The sequence below is a fragment of the Pseudomonas sp. FH1 genome, from assembly GCF_000510895.2.
In the GTDB taxonomy this organism is placed as follows: domain Bacteria; phylum Pseudomonadota; class Gammaproteobacteria; order Pseudomonadales; family Pseudomonadaceae; genus Aquipseudomonas; species Aquipseudomonas azotoformans_A.
Genome location: NZ_AOHM01000057.1, coordinates 1 through 17,671, shown reverse-complemented (window position 1 = coordinate 17,671; position 17,671 = coordinate 1). Strand labels below are relative to the sequence as shown.

At 55.7% G+C, this 17,671-nt stretch carries 19 protein-coding genes and 1 pseudogene; 15 read left to right on the top strand and 5 right to left on the bottom strand.

What is annotated here, in order from left to right; translation table 11 throughout:
* Positions 1-20 precede the first annotated feature (20 nt).
* Complete coding sequence (locus tag H096_RS17615) at positions 21-248, top strand: DUF1161 domain-containing protein (RefSeq protein ID WP_028618619.1); 228 nt, start codon at positions 21-23, stop codon at positions 246-248.
* 59 nt (positions 249-307) lie between these two features.
* On the opposite strand, the gene H096_RS17610 is transcribed toward H096_RS17615, so the two are convergent.
* Positions 308-1,309 carry an LLM class flavin-dependent oxidoreductase gene (locus tag H096_RS17610; RefSeq protein WP_033900424.1) on the bottom strand — a complete coding sequence of 334 codons (1,002 nt, stop codon included), beginning with the start codon at positions 1,307-1,309 and terminating at the stop codon, positions 308-310.
* Positions 1,310-1,526: 217 nt separating this feature from the next.
* Between H096_RS17610 and H096_RS17605 the strand changes: the two genes are divergently transcribed.
* Positions 1,527-1,958 (top strand): OsmC family protein, encoded by a 432-nt coding sequence (locus H096_RS17605; RefSeq protein ID WP_033900422.1) that lies wholly within the window; start codon positions 1,527-1,529, stop codon positions 1,956-1,958.
* 109 nt (positions 1,959-2,067) lie between these two features.
* The gene (locus H096_RS17600) at positions 2,068-2,307 is read left to right on the top strand and encodes a DUF1161 domain-containing protein (protein ID WP_016969660.1); all 240 of its coding nucleotides are present in this window, start codon (positions 2,068-2,070) and stop codon (positions 2,305-2,307) included.
* Here the strand turns inward: H096_RS17600 and H096_RS17595 are convergent, their stop codons facing one another.
* Positions 2,308-2,730 (bottom strand): hypothetical protein, encoded by a 423-nt coding sequence (locus tag H096_RS17595; protein ID WP_033900419.1) that lies wholly within the window; start codon positions 2,728-2,730, stop codon positions 2,308-2,310.
* Positions 2,731-2,872: 142 nt separating this feature from the next.
* Here H096_RS17595 and H096_RS17590 point away from each other — a divergent pair, with 142 nt between their 5' ends.
* Positions 2,873-3,916: an aminopeptidase gene (locus tag H096_RS17590; protein ID WP_033900417.1), complete on the top strand. Its 1,044-nt coding sequence runs from the start codon at positions 2,873-2,875 to the stop codon at positions 3,914-3,916.
* A gap of 96 nt (positions 3,917-4,012) precedes the next feature.
* Here the strand turns inward: H096_RS17590 and H096_RS17585 are convergent, their stop codons facing one another.
* Together H096_RS17585 and H096_RS17580 are read right to left on the bottom strand one after the other, a co-directional pair.
* On the bottom strand, positions 4,013-4,672 hold the full coding sequence (locus H096_RS17585) for an HAD family hydrolase (RefSeq protein ID WP_033900415.1): 660 nt from the start codon (positions 4,670-4,672) through the stop codon (positions 4,013-4,015).
* A complete protein-coding gene (locus H096_RS17580) occupies positions 4,669-5,211 on the bottom strand; it encodes a gamma carbonic anhydrase family protein (RefSeq protein ID WP_033900414.1) in 543 nt (180 codons plus the stop codon). Before H096_RS17580 ends, H096_RS17585 begins: the two co-directional genes overlap by 4 nt.
* A 102-nt stretch (positions 5,212-5,313) precedes the next feature.
* Between H096_RS17580 and prlC the strand changes: the two genes are divergently transcribed.
* The 3 genes from prlC (at position 5,314) to H096_RS17565 (ending at position 9,765) form a co-directional block, all read left to right on the top strand.
* Entirely contained in the window at positions 5,314-7,365 is a 2,052-nt protein-coding gene (prlC, locus tag H096_RS17575) for an oligopeptidase A (protein WP_033900413.1), read from the top strand.
* Complete coding sequence (locus tag H096_RS17570) at positions 7,362-7,637, top strand: YheV family putative zinc ribbon protein (protein WP_010207776.1); 276 nt, start codon at positions 7,362-7,364, stop codon at positions 7,635-7,637. The genes prlC and H096_RS17570 overlap by 4 nt, the downstream gene beginning before the upstream one ends.
* A 124-nt stretch (positions 7,638-7,761) precedes the next feature.
* A complete protein-coding gene (locus H096_RS17565) occupies positions 7,762-9,765 on the top strand; it encodes a M3 family metallopeptidase (RefSeq protein ID WP_033900411.1) in 2,004 nt (667 codons plus the stop codon).
* A 2-nt stretch (positions 9,766-9,767) separates the two neighbouring features.
* On the opposite strand, the gene H096_RS17560 is transcribed toward H096_RS17565, so the two are convergent.
* Complete coding sequence (locus tag H096_RS17560; protein ID WP_033900504.1) at positions 9,768-10,415, bottom strand: tyrosine-protein phosphatase; 648 nt, start codon at positions 10,413-10,415, stop codon at positions 9,768-9,770.
* 231 nt (positions 10,416-10,646) lie between these two features.
* Between H096_RS17560 and H096_RS17555 the strand changes: the two genes are divergently transcribed.
* The 8 genes and pseudogenes from H096_RS17555 to H096_RS17530 all read left to right on the top strand — a co-directional run bounded on the left by H096_RS17555 (position 10,647) and on the right by H096_RS17530 (position 17,641).
* Positions 10,647-11,399 carry a gluconate 2-dehydrogenase subunit 3 family protein gene (locus H096_RS17555; protein ID WP_033900409.1) on the top strand — a complete coding sequence of 251 codons (753 nt, stop codon included), beginning with the start codon at positions 10,647-10,649 and terminating at the stop codon, positions 11,397-11,399.
* Positions 11,400-11,401: 2 nt separating this feature from the next.
* Positions 11,402-13,186 carry a GMC family oxidoreductase gene (locus H096_RS17550; RefSeq protein WP_033900403.1) on the top strand — a complete coding sequence of 595 codons (1,785 nt, stop codon included), beginning with the start codon at positions 11,402-11,404 and terminating at the stop codon, positions 13,184-13,186.
* Between the two features lie 12 nt (positions 13,187-13,198).
* Positions 13,199-14,497 (top strand): cytochrome c, encoded by a 1,299-nt coding sequence (locus H096_RS17545; RefSeq protein ID WP_033900401.1) that lies wholly within the window; start codon positions 13,199-13,201, stop codon positions 14,495-14,497.
* A gap of 81 nt (positions 14,498-14,578) precedes the next feature.
* Positions 14,579-14,815, top strand: a pseudogene (locus H096_RS17540) (radical SAM protein); the annotation flags it as partial.
* A gap of 188 nt (positions 14,816-15,003) precedes the next feature.
* On the top strand, positions 15,004-15,300 hold the full coding sequence (locus H096_RS33970; RefSeq protein WP_156717498.1) for a hypothetical protein: 297 nt from the start codon (positions 15,004-15,006) through the stop codon (positions 15,298-15,300).
* 9 nt (positions 15,301-15,309) lie between these two features.
* Entirely contained in the window at positions 15,310-15,552 is a 243-nt protein-coding gene (locus H096_RS33965; protein WP_156717497.1) for a hypothetical protein, read from the top strand.
* Between the two features lie 428 nt (positions 15,553-15,980).
* Positions 15,981-16,472 (top strand): hypothetical protein, encoded by a 492-nt coding sequence (locus tag H096_RS17535; protein WP_051422093.1) that lies wholly within the window; start codon positions 15,981-15,983, stop codon positions 16,470-16,472.
* Between the two features lie 647 nt (positions 16,473-17,119).
* Positions 17,120-17,641: a helix-turn-helix domain-containing protein gene (locus tag H096_RS17530; RefSeq protein ID WP_162240122.1), complete on the top strand. Its 522-nt coding sequence runs from the start codon at positions 17,120-17,122 to the stop codon at positions 17,639-17,641.
* Positions 17,642-17,671: the final 30 nt, after the last annotated feature.

The following is a 17,671-nucleotide window of genomic DNA, read 5'->3' as shown; positions in this document are numbered from 1 at the left end:
CAGCGCAAGGAAAGTAACGGATGAAGAAGTTCCTGTTAGCGGTAGGTTTGTTGAGCATTGCAGGCACGGCCCTGGCGGCGGGCAAGCCTTGTGAAGAGCTCAAAAGCGAAATTGCAGCGAAAATCGACGCCAAGGGCGCTTCGGGTTATTCGCTGGAAGTGGTGGATAAAGGCGCTGCGCCGAGCGATCACACAGTGGTCGGCACCTGCGAGGGTGGCACCAAGGAAATTGCCTACAAGCGCGGTTAATCCCGTGTTGCAGACATAAAAAACCGACGCGCTGCGTCGGTTTTTTTCGTCTGAAGGTTTTAGCCCTTCATCACCTGCGCCAGCAGCTCGTAGGAATGAATCCGGTCGGCGTGTTCGTACAGGTCGCTGGTGAAAATCAGCTCGTCGGCGCCGGTCTGCTCGATCAACACCTCCAACTTGGCGCGGATCTTCGCCGGGCCGCCGACCATTGCCAGGCCCAGGAAGCTGCCGACCGCGTCTTTTTCATGGGGCAACCACAAGCCGTCCATGGTTTTTACGGGTGGACGCTGCACCAGGCTTTGCCCGCGCATCAGCGCAAGGATGCGTTGGTAGACGGAGGTAGCCAGGTAGTCCGCTTGCTCGTCGGTATCTGCCGCGACCAGGGGAATGCCGAGCATCACGTAGGGTTTATCCAGCACGGCTGACGGTTTGAAGTGATTGCGGTACACGCGAATCGCCTCATGCATCAGGCGGGGTGCGAAATGCGAGGCGAAGGCGTAGGGCAAACCGCGTTCGCCTGCCAGCTGTGCACTGAACAAGCTGGAGCCGAGCAGCCACACCGGTACGTTAGTGCCGGTGCCAGGCACGGCGATGATCCGTTGGTCGGGAGTGCGAGGGCCCAGGTAGGCCATCAGCTCAGCCACGTCTTCCGGGAATTCATCCGCGCTGCCGGAGCGCTCACGGCGCAGGGCACGGGCGGTCATCTGGTCGGAGCCGGGCGCGCGGCCCAGACCCAGGTCGATACGGCCGGGGTAGAGGCTTTCCAGGGTGCCGAACTGTTCGGCGATCACCAGCGGCGCGTGGTTGGGCAACATCACGCCGCCGGAACCGACGCGAATGGTCGAGGTACCACCGGCCAGGTAGCCCAGCAGCACCGAAGTGGCCGAACTGGCGATACCGTCCATATTGTGGTGCTCGGCCACCCAGAAACGGTTGTAGCCGAATTTTTCCACGTGCTGGGCCAGGTCCAGGGAATTGCGCAGCGACTGCGCGATGCTGCCATTGGCGCGTACGGGCACCAGGTCGAGGGTGGAAAATTTTACGTCGGACAGCGATTTCATAAGCCTGCTTCTCCAATGGGGGCGCAGGCTTCTTAGACGAACCAAAACCTGCCGCTTCATGTGCATGTCTATGCAATGAGGGCATATACCCGAGATTCAATAGCGACTCAGGAAATTTCCTACTTGATTGCTAGGTTTCTCTCACAAGATGAACTTTGCCAGTCCGACTATCCTCAGAACCCTTACTGACGCAAAACCACCGTTCGAGGAGACCGCTATGAGTATTGTGAAAAAAGCATCCGCGCATTGGGAAGGTGACCTGAAGACAGGCCTGGGGTCCATTTCCACGGAAACCGGCGTGCTACGTGAAGCGCCCTACGGCTTCAAGGCGCGTTTCGAGGGTGGCAAGGGCACCAACCCCGAAGAACTGATCGGAGCGGCCCACGCCGGCTGTTTCTCCATGGCCTTTTCCATGATTCTCGGCGATGCCGGGCTCAAGGCCGACAGCATCGACACCCAGGCTGAAGTAACCCTGGACCAGGTCGACGGTGGTTTTGCGATCACCGACGTGCACCTGATCCTCAAGGCCAAGATTCCGGGTGCAAGCCAGGCGCAGTTCGATGAATTGAGCAAGAAGGCCAAGGAAGGGTGCCCAGTGTCCAAGGTGCTGAATGCGAAAATCAGCCTGGATGCCACGCTGGTCGGCTAATCCCTCTACTTCAGGAGCGAGCAGGCTCGCTCCTGAAGCCTCAAATATGATCGAATAGCCTGCAGCCTAAGCGCACATCCGTGCGCAGTGCATTCAGGGAGCTTCACACATGAAACGTTTTGCCTTGGCAATCATCTGCGGTGTATTGGCCACTTCGGCCGTGGCCGCGCCAAAAGATTGTGAAGAGCTCAGGAAAGAGATTGAAGTGAAGATCCAGGCCAAGGCGATTCCTTCGTACACCCTGGAAATCATCACCGCCGAAGAAGCCAAGAATCACGACAGTGCGATGATTGTCGGTTCGTGCGAAAACGGCACCAAGCGCATCATCTACCAGAAAAACAACGACTGATCAGATGCAGTTGACGCTGCGTTCCTCCGCGAGCAACTGACGCGCCGAGTCATACAGCCGGATATTCGGCGTGAAGGCCAGCGAGCGCCCTTCCAGCACGTAACGCTGGCCGGCCTGGAAGTGGTCGTATTCCAGGGTCATGAAGCAGGTGCGATACATCATCTGGCTGAGCCCACCCAAACCGCCGCCGGCCGGGACTTCAAAGTCGAAGCGCACCATCAGTTCGTGATGGCCGGGCGGGAATTGGAAGAAACGCCCATCCTCCAGGTTCTTGCCATCCAGGCGCTGCGCCATCACCAGCTTGGAACCCGGTGTCGGCGTGGTGAAGTCGACCCACGCTTGCTGTGGATCCGCCGGTGGCACGGGCGTGGTGGTGCAGGCACCGAGGAACAGGGCGGCAACGGGAAGCAAGAGCTGGCGCATGGCAGGCACTCAATGGGAAGGAAGTAGTGAGCCTGGCGCCGATGGCAGCAGACTCCCTATGAGTATAAACACGTCATGCCATGGAAAAATTCCGCACAGGCGCGATAGTCTGGCGAGCAAATTACCCAGGAGCGGTCGGGGCATGGTCAGGCGTTTTCTTCCAGGGGTGATGGTCTTGCTGCTCAGCGGCTGCTCCAGCGTGAGTTATTACAGCCAGTTGGCCAGCGGCCAATGGCAATTGCTGCGGGCCCGAGAGTCGGTGGAGCAGGTCTTGGCCGACCCGTCTCGCCCACCGCTGTTGCGCGAACACCTGGCGCAATCACAAAAAGCACGCACGTTCGCCAGTGAGCATTTGCACCTGCCGGACAACCAGAGCTACAGGTTGTATGCCGATATCGGTCGACCCTATGTGGTCTGGAATGTGTTTGCCACGCAGGAGTTTTCCCTGTCCCCCGAAACCCATTGCTTCCCCATTGCCGGTTGTGTGGCCTATCGCGGCTACTACAACCAGGGTGCGGCGCGCGGTGAGGCGGCGTTGTTGAAACAGCGCGGCATGGATGTGTCGATCGGTGGCGTCGAGGCCTATTCCACCTTGGGTTGGTTCAACGACCCGATCATGAATTCGATGATGAGCTGGGGCGATGAGCGCCTGGCCACGTTGATTTTCCATGAGCTGGCGCACCAACGTTTCTATGTGAAGGACGACACCGAGTTCAACGAGTCGTTTGCCAATTTCGTCGAGCAAGAAGGCACGCGGCAATGGCGTGCTGCGCGGGGGTTGCCGCCGCAGAGCCTGTCGACGTCGAAGCAGCGTGACCAGTTTATCCAGCTGGTCCTCGACACCCGGCAACGCTTGGAAAAACTCTATGCCCAACCGCTGGCCGCTGATGCGATGCGTCAGGCCAAGGCGGCCGAGTTCGAGCGTTTGCGCAGCGAGTACCGGCAACTGCGCGACAGCCAGTGGGGCGGGGATAAGCGTTATGACGCGTGGATCAACCAGCCGATGAACAACGCGCGGTTGTTGCCGTTCGGGCTGTATGACCAGTGGGTGCCGGCGTTTGCGGCGTTGTTTGCGCGGGAAGGTGGGGATTGGGTGAGGTTTTATAAGGCGGTGGAGAAGATCGGTGGGATGCCGATTGACCAGCGCAAAGCAGCGTTGAGGCAGTTGCAAGGTGATGGCCTTTAGGGCCTCTTCGCGAGCAAGCCCGCTCCCACATTCGGCCCCGTTCCTACCGAATAAATGCGGTCGAATGTGGGAGCGGGCTTGCTCGCGAAGGCGGTCTCAAGGCCGCTGTAGGAACGCCTGATGCATCTCACCCAATGTTTCAAAATGCCAAGTCGGCGCCTCGGCATTCAGCTCTTCGAAACTGCCAAACCCATACCCCACCGCTGCCGAATCCAACCCGTTGCTGCGCGCGCCGATCAGGTCATGCTTGCGGTCACCAATCATCAGGGTGGTGGCCGGGTCCAGGCCTTCCTCGCTCATCAAGTGGGCGATCAGTTCGACCTTGTTGGTGCGCGTACCGTCCAGTTCGCTGCCGTAGATCACCTTGAAGTGCTTGGCGAAATCGAAGTGCCGCGCGATCTCGCGGGCGAATACCCAAGGCTTGGAGGTGGCGACGTAGAGTTGGCGCCCCTGGCCGCTCAAGTCCTCCAGCAACGGCATCACACCGTCGAACACGCGGTTCTCATACAGGCCGGTCACCTTGAAGCGCTCGCGGTAGAAATTCACCGCCTCCCAGGCCTTGGCTTCATCAAAACCGTAGAACTGCATGAACGCTTGCAGCAACGGCGGGCCGATGAAGTGCTCCAGCTTGGTCAGATCCGGCTCGTCGATCCCCAGTTTGCCGAGGGCATATTGGATCGAGCGGGTAATGCCTTCGCGCGGGTCAGTGAGGGTGCCGTCCAGGTCGAACAGCACGGTTTGGTAGTGCAGGGTCATCGGTCGAATCCTTCAGCCAGGTGCAGGTCTTTGAGCTTCACGTAGTTCGCGGCGCTGTAGGTGAAAAAGGCGCGCTCCTTGTCAGTCAGCGGGCGGACTTGTTTAACCGGGCTGCCCACGTACAGGAACCCGCTTTCGAGTTTCTTGCCTGGCGGCACCAGGCTGCCGGCGCCGATGATCACGTCGTCTTCCACCACCGCGCCGTCCATGACGATGCTGCCCATGCCGATCAGGATGCGGCTGCCCACGGTGCAGCCATGCAGCATGACTTTGTGGGCGATGGTCACGTCGTCGCCGATCAGCAACGGGAAGCCCTCCGGATTGAAGGGCCCTGCGTGGGTGATGTGCAGCACGCAGCCATCCTGCACGCTGGTGCGCGCACCGATGCGGATGCGGTGCATGTCGCCGCGGATCACGGTCAGCGGCCAGACCGAGCTGTCGGCGCCGATTTCGACATCGCCGATCACCACCGCCGAAATATCGACAAAAGCCCCGGCGCCCAGGGCCGGCGTGTGGTTCTGATAGGTGCGAAGGGTCACGATAGCCTCTCTCTCTTCTGCTGATAGCTGCGGTGGGCGTTGATTGTAATTAAGATGGCCCCATCTTTGTTCTTACATGTTTCTTCAGCCAAGGTGCCAACCGTGAGCGCGAACAACCCGCTTCTGCAGTCCTACGACCTGCCGCCGTTCTCGGCGATCCGTGCCGAGCACGTCCAGCCGGCCATCGAACAGATCCTCGCCGACAACCGTGTCGCCATCGAAGGCATCCTGCAAAGTCAGGGGAAAAATCCGACGTGGGCCGGTCTGGTCCTGGCCATGGACGAACTGAATGACCGCCTGGGCGCCGCCTGGAGCCCGGTCAGCCACCTCAACGCCGTGTGCAACAGCGCCGAACTGCGCGAAGCCTACGAAGGCTGCCTGCCGGCGTTGAGCGCCTACTCTACCGAGATGGGCCAGAACCGTGCACTGTTCCAGGCCTTCGAAGCCCTGGCCAACAGCCCGGAAGCCGCCGGTTTCGACGTGGCGCAAAAAACCATCCTGGAACACTCCCTGCGTGACTTCCGTCTGTCGGGTATCGATCTGCCGCCGGAGCAGCAAAAACGCTACGCCGAAGTGCAGAGCAAGCTATCCGAGCTGGGCAGCAAATTTTCCAACCAATTGCTGGATGCCACCCAGGCCTGGACCAAACACGTCACCGACGAAGCCACCCTCGCCGGCCTGACCGATTCGGCCAAGGCGCAAATGGCCGCCGCCGCCCAGGCCAAAAGCCTCGACGGCTGGTTGATCACCCTGGAATTCCCAAGCTACTACGCGGTGATGACCTACGCCCAAGACCGCGCCCTGCGTGAAGAAGTCTACGCGGCCTACTGCACCCGTGCGTCGGACCAAGGCCCGAATGCCGGTCAGAACGATAACGGCCCGGTGATGGAACAGATCCTCGACCTGCGTCAGGAGCTGGCCAAGCTGCTGGGTTATGCGTCGTTCTCCGAATTGAGCCTGGCCACCAAAATGGCCGAGTCCAGCGACCAGGTGCTGAGCTTCCTGCGCGACCTGGCCAAGCGCAGCAAGCCGTTTGCCGCCCAGGACCTGCAGCAGCTCAAGGCCTACGCCGCCGAACAAGGCTGCGCCGACCTGCAAAGCTGGGACAGCGGTTTCTACGGCGAAAAACTCCGCGAGCAACGCTACAGCGTGTCCCAGGAAGCCCTACGCGCCTACTTCCCGATCGACAAAGTGTTGAGCGGCCTGTTTGCCATCGTGCAACGCCTGTATGGCATCGAGATCGCCGAGCAAAAAGGCTTCGACACCTGGCACCCGGATGTCCGCCTGTTTGAAATCAAGGAAAACGGCCAGCACGTCGGCCGTTTCTTCTTCGACTTGTACGCCCGCGCCAACAAGCGTGGCGGCGCCTGGATGGACGGCGCGCGCGACCGTCGCCGCAAAATCGACGGCGTACTGCAAAGCCCGGTGGCCAATCTGGTGTGCAACTTCACCCCGGCCGACCGCGGCAAGCCTGCCCTGCTGACCCACGATGAAGTCACTACCCTGTTCCACGAATTCGGCCACGGCCTGCATCACCTGCTGACCCGTGTTGAACATGCTGGCGTATCCGGCATCAACGGCGTGGCCTGGGATGCGGTGGAGTTGCCGAGCCAGTTCATGGAGAACTGGTGCTGGGAGCCGGAAGGCCTGGCGTTGATCTCCGGTCACTACGAGAGCGGCGAACCACTGCCCCAGGACTTGCTGGAAAAAATGCTCGCCGCCAAAAACTTCCAATCCGGCTTGATGATGGTGCGTCAGCTGGAGTTTTCGCTGTTCGACTTCGAACTGCATGCCACCCACGGTGATGGCCGCAGCGTGGCCCAGGTGCTCGAAGGCGTGCGCGATGAGGTGTCGGTGATGCGTCCGCCGGCCTACAACCGCTTCCCCAACAGCTTCGCGCACATTTTCGCTGGCGGTTATGCGGCGGGTTACTACAGCTACAAGTGGGCTGAAGTGTTGTCGGCGGATGCCTTCTCCAAGTTTGAAGAAGAGGGCGTACTCAACGCTGAGACCGGCCGCGCCTTCCGCGAGGCGATCCTGGCGCGTGGCGGTTCCCAGGAACCGATGGTGCTGTTCGTCGACTTCCGCGGACGTGCGCCGTCGATTGACGCACTCTTGCGCCACAGCGGCCTGAGTGAGGACGCGGCAGCATGAGTGAAGGGCCTGTGATCACCAAAAAGCAATTTATCGCCGGGGCGGTCTGCCCGGCGTGCAGCGAGCCGGACAAGTTGAAGATGTGGACCGAAGACAACGTGCCCCATCGCGAGTGCGTGGCTTGCGGCTATACCGACACGCTGAATGACCAGGGGCTGTCGGTGCCCAAGGAATTGGGCACGCGGGTGAATACGTCTGCGTTGAAAGCCCCAGCGGACCCCAAGGTGCAGGCGGTGCAGTTCTTTCCTAATCCGAAGCTGAAAAAAGACTGACAACGTTGATGTCTTCGCCCTGAAACAAAAACTTCAGGGCGAAGAGCGTTAAGCATTTACACCCTTCTCTGCTGTGGCGTGTTCCAGGATGACAACTCCCTGTTGTTGTCTTCAAGGAAGCACCATGCCCGACCCCAATCCCTTGTTGCAGGATTATCACCTGCCGCCTTTCTCGGCTATTCGTGCCGAACACCTCGTGCCAGCTGTCGATGCGATCGTGCTGCACAGTCGCAACGAAGTCGCCCGCATCACCGCCAGCCAGCGGCACTATCCAAACTGGGATGATCTGGTGCTGGCGATGGAAGCCGTTACCTCTCGTATCGACGAGGTGTTAGTTGTGATCTCCCTCCTCGACAGCGTAAACACCGATCAGCAGTGGATGGAAGCCAGCGCGCAAGCCACTTTTCGGGCCGTAGAGTTCGTGAGAGAACTGACGAGTCATCGTGGGCTGTTCGACTGCTACAAAATGTTGGTTGAGAGCTCACCAGCAGCTCTGTTCGATGCGTCCCGTCAGAGTTTGCTGAGGCGCACCCTGAGTAGGTTTCGGCTAGCGGGTATCGAGTTGGAGCCCGCTGCGCAAAAAAGACTGGCGACGCTCGACCGTGAAATTGCCGGTCTCCAGCAATCGTTCCTGACTCGGTTGGAACAGGCCAACAGCGCGTGGCGCAAGCACATCACCGATGAATCAGTGCTGCAGGGACTTTCTTCGGCGCTCAAAGCGCGTATGGCACGCAATGCCCGTGCGGTTAACCTGCAAGGTTGGCTGATGACATTGAATGAGGAGAGTTACCGCGACTGCATGGCTTACGCGCAGAATCGAATATTGCGAGAGGAGATTTTCACCGCCTACAACACGCGTGCTTCTGACCTGGGTCCGCACGCCGGGCAGTTCGACAATGGTCCGTTGTTGCAGAGGCTGATGGTCAGCCGTAATCAAAAAGCCAAGCTATTGGGTTACACCAACTTTGTTCAATTGGCACTCGAATTCCAAATTTTGGATACCGATGATCAAGTGCTGGCTTTTATTCGTGACCAGATTTCGGTATCACGCACAGTCTTCGCCCATGACAAGCAGGCGATCACGGCATTGGGTCAAGAGCTTGGGCTGGCAGACCTGCAACCCTGGGACCACGCCTTTCTGGCGCAAATCATTCGGCAAAGAACCAGTGGTATTGCCGAAGAGGAACTGCGCGTCTATTTTCCCCTCGATACCACCTTATCTCGGTTGTTTGCGCTAGTGGGGCGTCTGTTCGACATCCAAATTATCGAACTGTATGGCTTCGACTCCTGGGCACCCGGGGTTCGCCTCTTTCAGCTACTGGATCAGGGTGAAGTGCTGGGTCAGATCTATTTCGTACCCTATCGGCAAAATGCCGCAGACTTCCCCTACGCATTATCGTTGAGAAACCGCTGGACTACGGCTGAAAGTCGCAGAGTGCAACCGATGGTCGTGCTCTTTAGCCAGTTTGAAGGGGCTCCTGATGAGCCTTGTTTGCTCGGGCATCGGCAGCTCAAGATCCTTTTTCATGAGTTCGGTCACTGCTTCCAGCACATGATGATGGGCTTAGGCTATCGCACCAAAATGGGCGTCGATGATGTGGGTATGGACAGTGCGGAATTTTGCGGTCAATTCTTTGAACGCTGGTGTGATTCACCTGAATGCCTTGTCTGGCTTTCCAGTCATCACGAAACGAGCGCGAATTTGCCTGAGACGTTAGCCCGGCAGCAAGTGGCGTATGCCAACACCCAGACCTCTTGGGCGCGTGCAGAGTCATTGACCATGGCGTTGTTTGATATCGAAGTGCACCGCACTCAAGGCGATGGCCGCACTATTGAGCAGATATTCGCGAGTGCCAACCGTGAAGTCGGGCACCTTCCGGCGCTGGACGCTGTGCGTTACGCCAATGGCTTCAGCCACATGGTGTCGGGATATGAAAGCGGATTTTATGCCTACCAATGGTCTGAAGTGCTGGCACGTGCAGCCTTCAAAAGGTTTGAGCAAGAGGGTGTGTTCAACCCGCAGACGGGTCGTGCGTTTCGCGAGCTCGTGCTTGCTCCCGGTCACTCTCGATCGTTGGTTGAATCGGTTCGGTTATTTTTAGACGTTACACCCGGCAACGCAGTTTGAATTCAGGAGCCAGTGTTGGCAGTGTTCATCCAACTCTTCATCGAACACAGGGCGAAGGCACTGGTGCTGCATTCTCCATTGAGTAACGCATGGCGTAACTTGGCGACATCGGCCCTCATCATGTAGCGAACACCGTCTTTGAAGCCATTGCTGGTGCCGAAGCCGCCCAAGGTCATCTCGTTCAACGCTTCCTCCTTGCTCCACCCCTGAATCACCACCCGATACATTGCCGCCATCAGGCCGGTACGGTCAGAGCCGTGCTTGCAATGCATCAGCACCGGGCCGTTGGTTTCGGCTTCCTGGATGGCTCTCAGCGCCGCCAGCACGTCGGAATCATCCACATGGTTGGTGCGATAAGTCAGCTGTACCTGGCGGATATCGGGGGATTTGAGCCAGTCGGCATCGGATTCCGGCAGGAAATTGATCACGGTGCCGATCTTGAGCTTTTCCAGCAGGGGCGCTGCGTTACTGTCCGGTAGCGCGCTGCGATAAAGCGTGGGTGTCATCTGGTGAAGGTTGTATTGGCTGCCCACTGGTTGTGCCCACTCGGGGGAACGGATGGAGATCGGCTCGTCGGCTTGAACGAAGGCACTGGAAAACAGCGCGATGAACGCGAGGCCGAAGGCCGGTAGCCATTGATTCTTGAGCATGGGTGACATGACCGAGCAGGAGATAGGTGAATGCCGCTCAGGTTGGTCCAAGGGGGGTCAATGATGTGTGAGGACGCCGTCAAAGAACCGTGAATCCTCAGTCTTTAGTCGCTGAAGCGCTTCTCTCGATGCATAGCCTGCTATCATTTGTAACCATTGATTGCCGAAAAAAGCCAAGCCGCTCACCAGAAGCCGGCTGATAAACCCGTGACCACATGATGAGGTGCCACCATGTCTGATCAAGATCAAGACAACCCCCGGCGTGACTTTCTGCGCAAATCCTTGACCTTGATCCCGGTGGTCACGGTTGCCAGCACCGGCCTTGGCGGCTCGATGCTGATGGCCACGCCTGAGCCGGCCCAGGCCGCGCCGGCCAAGCCTAAAGCCAGCGAAAAGGCCTACGAGCCCACGTATTTCACCGCCGAGGAATGGGCGTTTATCAACGCCGCTGTCGCGCAGCTGATTCCCGCCGATGCCCAAGGCCCAGGTGCCCTGGAAGCGGGTGCGCCGGAATACATTGACCGCCAGATGAACACGCCATACGCCAGCGGTGCCCTGTGGTTCATGCAAGGTCCGTTCAACGCGGATGCGCCGCCGGAGATGGGCTGGCAGAGCAAATTGGTGCCCAAGGAGATCTATCGTTTGGGCATTGCCGCGACGGATGCTTGGTCGAAAGCCTTCAACGGCAAAGTTTTTGCTGCGCAAGACAGCGCTACCCGAGACGATATGTTGCGCCGTCTGGAGGCTGGCGGCGGTGAGGTGACAGCGCATTTCGAGGCGGTGCCGCCCAAGATGTTTTTCAACCTGTTGTTGCAAAACACCAAGGAAGGCTTCTTCTGCGACCCGATCCACGGTGGCAACAAAGGCATGGTCGGCTGGACCATGATCGGCTTCCCCGGCGCTCGCGCCGACTTCATGGACTGGGTTGAACGCAACGAGCAATACCCTTTCCCGGCAGTTTCCATCCGCGGCGAGAGGGCATAAACGTGGCGACCATCATGAAGAAAGTCGATGCAGTGATCGTAGGCTTCGGCTGGACCGGCGCTATCATGGCCAAGGAGCTGACGGAAGCAGGCCTGAACGTGGTAGCGCTGGAGCGCGGCCCGATGCAGGACACTTACCCGGACGGCAACTATCCCCAGGTCATCGACGAATTGACCTACAGCGTGCGTAAAAAACTCTTCCAGGACATTTCTAAAGAGACGGTGACCATTCGCCATAGCGTGAATGATGTCGCCCTGCCCAACCGTCAGTTGGGTGCGTTCCTGCCGGGCAATGGTGTGGGCGGTGCGGGTCTGCATTGGTCGGGTGTGCACTTTCGGGTCGATCCGATCGAGCTGCGCATGCGCAGCCATTACGAAGAGCGTTACGGTAAAAACTTCATTCCCAAGGACATGACCATCCAGGACTTCGGCGTGAGTTACGAAGAGCTGGAGCCGTTCTTCGACTACGCAGAAAAAGTCTTCGGCACTTCCGGCCAAGCCTGGACAGTGAAAGGCCAACTGGTTGGCGAAGGCCGTGGCGGCAACCCGTACGCGCCCGACCGTTCCAACCCGTTCCCGCTGGAATCGCAGAAGAACACCGTCTCTGCACAGCTGTTTCAGAAAGCGGCTAGCGATGTGGGTTACAAACCCTACAACCTGCCATCAGCCAATACGTCGGGGCCTTACACCAACCCCTACGGCGCCCAGATGGGGCCGTGCAACTTCTGCGGTTTTTGCAGCGGCTACGTCTGCTACATGTACTCCAAGGCGTCGCCGAACGTGAACATCCTGCCGGCGTTGCGCCAGGTGCCGAATTTTGAACTGCGGCCCAATTCCCACGTGCTCAAGGTCAATCTTGACAGCACCAAGAGCAAGGCCACGGGTGTGACGTACATCGACGCCCAGGGCCGGGAATGCGAGCAACCGGCGGACCTGGTGATCCTCGGCGCGTTCCAGTTCCACAACGTGCGCTTGATGCTGCTCTCCGGTATCGGCAAGCCCTACGACCCGATCACCAACGAGGGCGTGGTGGGCAGGAACTTCGCCTACCAGAACATGGCGACCATCAAGGCGTTCTTCGACAAGGACACCTACACCAACAACTTCATCGGCGCGGGAGGCAATGGCGTGGCCATCGATGACTTCAACGCCGACAACTTCGACCACGGGCCCCATGGCTTTGTGGGCGGTTCGCCGATGTGGGTCAACCAGGCCGGTAGCCGGCCGATTGCCGGTACGTCCAACCCGCCGGGCACCCCCGCCTGGGGCAGCGCGTGGAAGCGTGCCACCGCCGATTACTACACTCACCAGGTGTCGATGGATGCCCACGGTGCCCATCAATCCTACCGGGGTAACTACCTGGATCTGGACCCGGTGTACCGCGATGCCTACGGCCAGCCGTTGCTGCGGATGACATTCGACTGGCAGGAAAACGACATCAAAATGAACCGTTTCATGGTCGAAAAAATGGGCAAGGTCGCTGAGGCGATGAACCCCAAGGCCATTGCCGTGCTCGGTAAAAAAGTCGGCGAGCACTTCAACACAGCGTCGTACCAGACCACCCATTTGAACGGTGGCGCGATCATGGGCACCGACCCGAAAACCAGTGCGTTGAATCGCTACCTGCAGTGCTGGGATGTACACAACGTGTTTGTCCCAGGCGCATCCGCTTTCCCACAAGGCTTGGGCTACAACCCTACAGGGCTGGTGGCGGCGTTGACCTATTGGTCGGCGCGGGCCATCCGCGAGCAGTACCTGAAAAACCCCGGCCCGCTGGTTCAGGCATAAGGAGCGATGACCATGAAAGCACTTGTTATCGCGACGTTTGCCCTATTGAGCAGTTGCTCGATCAGCGCGGCTGAAACCGACTTGGTCAAGCAGGGGGAATACTTGGCCCGCGCGGGTGACTGCGTGGCCTGCCATACCGCCAAGGGCGGTAAGCCATTCGCCGGCGGCCTGCCGATGGAAACCCCCATCGGCGTGATCTATTCCACCAACATCACCCCGGACAAGACCGGCCTGGGCGACTACAGCTTCGAAGACTTCGATAAGGCCGTGCGCCATGGTGTCGCCAAAAGCGGTAGTACGCTTTACCCGGCGATGCCCTACCCGTCTTATGCGCGTGTCAGCGAAAGCGATATGCAGGCGCTGTATGCGTATTTCATGAAGGGTGTTGAACCGGTCGCCCAGGAGAACAAGGACAGCGATATTCCCTGGCCACTGAGCATGCGCTGGCCGTTGGCGGCGTGGCGCTGGATGTTTGCGCCCGAGGTGGCCGACTACCAGGCGCCGGCTAACGCTGACCCTGTGATCAGCCGCGGTGCTTACTTGGTGGAAGGCCTTGGTCACTGCGGCGCGTGCCATACGCCACGGGCGTTGACCATGCAGGAAAAAGCCCTGAGTGCCGCTGACGGCAACGCCTTCTTGTCCGGCAGCGCGCCGCTGGAAGGTTGGATCGCCAAAAGCCTGCGCGGTGACCACAAGGATGGCCTCGGCAGCTGGAGCGAGGAGCAACTGGTGCAGTTCCTCAAGACCGGCCGCAGTGACCGCAGCGCGGTATTTGGTGGCATGAGCGACGTTGTCGTCCACAGCATGCAGTACATGTCGGAAAATGACCTGACGGCTATCGCCCGTTACCTCAAGAGCCTGCCGGCGGTGGATCCCAAGGATCAGCCGCACCAGTACGACAAGCAAGTGGCCGAGGCATTGTGGAAAGGCGATGACAGCCAGCGCGGCGCCTCGGTGTATATCGACAACTGCGCGGCCTGCCACCGTACCGATGGCCATGGCTACACGCGGGTGTTCCCGGCGCTGGCGGGCAACCCGGTGTTGCAGACGGCGGATGCCACGTCGTTGATCAACATCGTGTTGAACGGCGGCACCTTGCCGGCGACCCACACGGCACCGTCGACCTTCACCATGCCGGCGTTCGCCTGGCGGTTGTCGGACCAGGAAGTGGCGGATGTGGTCAGTTTCATCCGTGGCAGCTGGGGCAATCAGGGCGCGCCGGTGAAGGCCAGCGATGTGAAGGACCTGCGCCACAACGACATGCGCACTACCTCCGGTGATGACCTGGGGCAAGTGACGCAGAAGCACTGAGGCTTGCCTGACCGCCAAACGGCACTGGTCAGAACCCTTGCGCCTCGATACTGTATATAAAAACAGTATCGAGGCGCTTTCATGTCTACTCCGCTGCCGCCCCGTGGTCGGGGCACGGCCACCAACCTGCATAACCGCTTTGCGCCTACGGTGAGCGTGGCCGAGGACGATGGCTGGTTTCAGGAAGTGCCACCGACCCAGGGCACCGAAGTGCGTATCGAGACGGCCAAGAGCATCATCACCCGCAATAACTCGCCGGACTTGCCGTTCGATCGCTCCATCAATCCCTACCGTGGCTGTGAGCATGGCTGTATCTATTCTGCGATAAGACACTGACCAGATTTAAGGATCCCTTTGACCTTGCTCTGGTTAGGTAAAAGCTTGAGAATAAGGCAAATCGCCACCAAGCAAGGAGTGCGTTCGGATGTACGCTAATCGAAAGAGTAAAGTTAAAGCCTGCTACGCTGCCAAAGTTTATACTTGCCAATTTATTAAGGGATAAGAATATGGGCGGTATTGTAGGTGGAATACTGGCATTTTATATACTCTGTAAGCCTCTTGAATGGGGTTTATTAAAAAGATTTTTTAATGGATATAATGCAATTGTGCTATGCAGTTCGGCCATAGTATTTTTCTCTATCCTTATTCTATGGTATTTCAATAGAAGCGCATCATATGCCTTTCATCCTTCTTTGTTTTTTGACTATTTTTTGGCGGCGATAATACTTCCTTTAGTGCGTATTTTTTTACATAAGCGCAAGGCGAAAAAACTCGCTCAAATGGAAAGTCAAGCAAAAGGATAGGTGAGGGTTATGGGAGACTTTGAAAGAACGTTTGGTGCTGGCGCGAATCTTGACTCTATAATAGATGGATATAATAGAGACTACCGCCGAGAACAGAGAAGCTCTGGCGGATTTTCAAAATCAAGAATTGATGATAAAGCTACTAAAACTTTTCCATCATTTCAAGAAGCTATGAGCTGGGCAAAGGCTAATCCAGGACAAGTTATCACCCGAATTCCTGGGCAGGAAGGGTTTATGGTTAAATCCCGCTAAGTGAAATTTCCAATAATAGCTTTTTGCTCGGTTATGACTAACTCCGATAGTTGAATTTTGCATCCCCAAACCCTCTAATCAGAGGGGAATTTAATATAGCTGTATCTATTAGTCGATAAGACACTCATGCAATTGGCAAGGGTTTCGCACCACCTCTGAACCTCGAAAATCATACATCCAGTGCCAAACACAAGAGGGAAATGATACCTTTTGGCAAAGACAAGGGAGGGTTGATTAGCTATGAAAAAGTGGATATATGAAAAATCACTAGCAATATGTTTGGGGGCATTGGCGCTTTTCATTCTTATATGGTGCACGGTCTCGTATATTGGGGTTCAAGTAACTTATGTATTAGGTCCAATAATTTTATTTTTTGGTCTAACAGCATATTTTTCTGCTCCATCTGAATAAGAACAAAATGAGGAATAATGGAAATGAAACAGGGCATGGAGGATGAGGATAATCAAATTAGCGATGATGAATGGTTCGACATTATTAAAGCAGGTGAAATTGACCAAGTTGAAAGAGGAAAATCGAGAGTTTCAATACTCAATAATCCTGATGCTATGGATTGCACTGTATTTAGGTTAAGTCAAAATCAATCCGTGGAAGAGTATTTAGACGTTGGGGATGCAAAAATTGTTTTTTTAGGAAAATACCTTGTCCCGGATGATTTGGATGAGGAAGAACTAAAGGATTATGAGAATTTAAACTTGGACTGTTTGTTTGAAGTGCTATTAGAGTTCAAGGAAGATAAGCTCAAAAAAACATCGGTAGATATTTGGGATGTAATAACCGTCTTCCCAGGAAACGGCTTGGTGTTAGGGTGGGAGCTTTTTAATTTTTCGGAAAGTGAAAGTGGGCTGAAATGTATTATTCATAGGTTTAGAGAGGTTGATAGCGTAGCGAATCTACCTTGAAGATCATAAGATGTGTATCTATTACGCGATAAGCTCCCCGCCCAAGCGACGCATAGTCGCGGGCGCACTATCCGGGCAGGTTTAGCCCAGTTTGACCGTCAGGACCCTTTAGGGGACGTTACAGACGGTCAATAGACAGGTATGAACCAACAGGAAGGGATAGCAAAATAGCTTTTAATGCTTCTCTGCTTCTCTGCCTTTACAAAAAAACAAAGTAAATAACGGCAGTATCTGCCGCAAACGAAAACAACTAGTTAAGAATTTTTCGATTTAAGAAGAATTTAAAAATAAATGCTACTGTTTAGTTAAAGCACTTTTATCTCCAATCTGCATAGTAAATTACCCCTCTCTTAAAGGTCTTAATAAAGTCTTACATCTTAAGAACCTCTCAACACCAATAAAATCAATGCTTGCAAGAAATAAAAGTTGATAATCTAATCAACCGAAGTTGATTTTTTAATCAACTGCAAGTTGACGGGTTTATCAACCAGAGTTGACGATTTAATCAACTGTTAAAAATGCTATTTCACCAGAAAATAAAGCTTTTGAGATGGTTTTCTCAAAAAAAACAACTATTTCTCACTTGCATCTACTTTTTATCAATTCAAATGCTACTCTATTTATATAAACATAATATAGGTGCATTAATGAATGATTCAATGAACGGTTTAGAAATAGAAAATGATGATGGACGCATCGGCGCTTTACAAAGAGAGTGTTTAAAGAAAGAGTTGAATGATAAAACATTAGAAGCTGTGGATGATTTATTGGGTGATAAAAAATCTGACATTAATGTTAACGTAAATGTAAAACGAGATAAGCCGAAAGTAATACTGGGTCAGTTCTTTATCGGCTTTGCAGAAAATCTTTTACAGCTTGATTTAAAACCTACCGAATTTAAAGTTGTTATATATATATTGAAAATGATGGACTATGGAAATTTAGTGAGTCTTAAACAGTCAACAATTGCAAAAGATTTAAAGCTTGATAAAAGTGCGGTTAATAGAGCTTGGAAAGAACTAATTACAAAGAAGGTTTTAGTTGATAACAACGGTCATATCTTTTTTAATTCCAATTTTTGTGCCAAAGGCTTATCAAGCTCATTAGATAAAGAAAGAATTGAGAATCTAAAGCGCAGTAATGTTTCTGACGGCGGCCGCAAAAACTGAGTGCAACACCTCACCCTCCGGTAAGGTGCC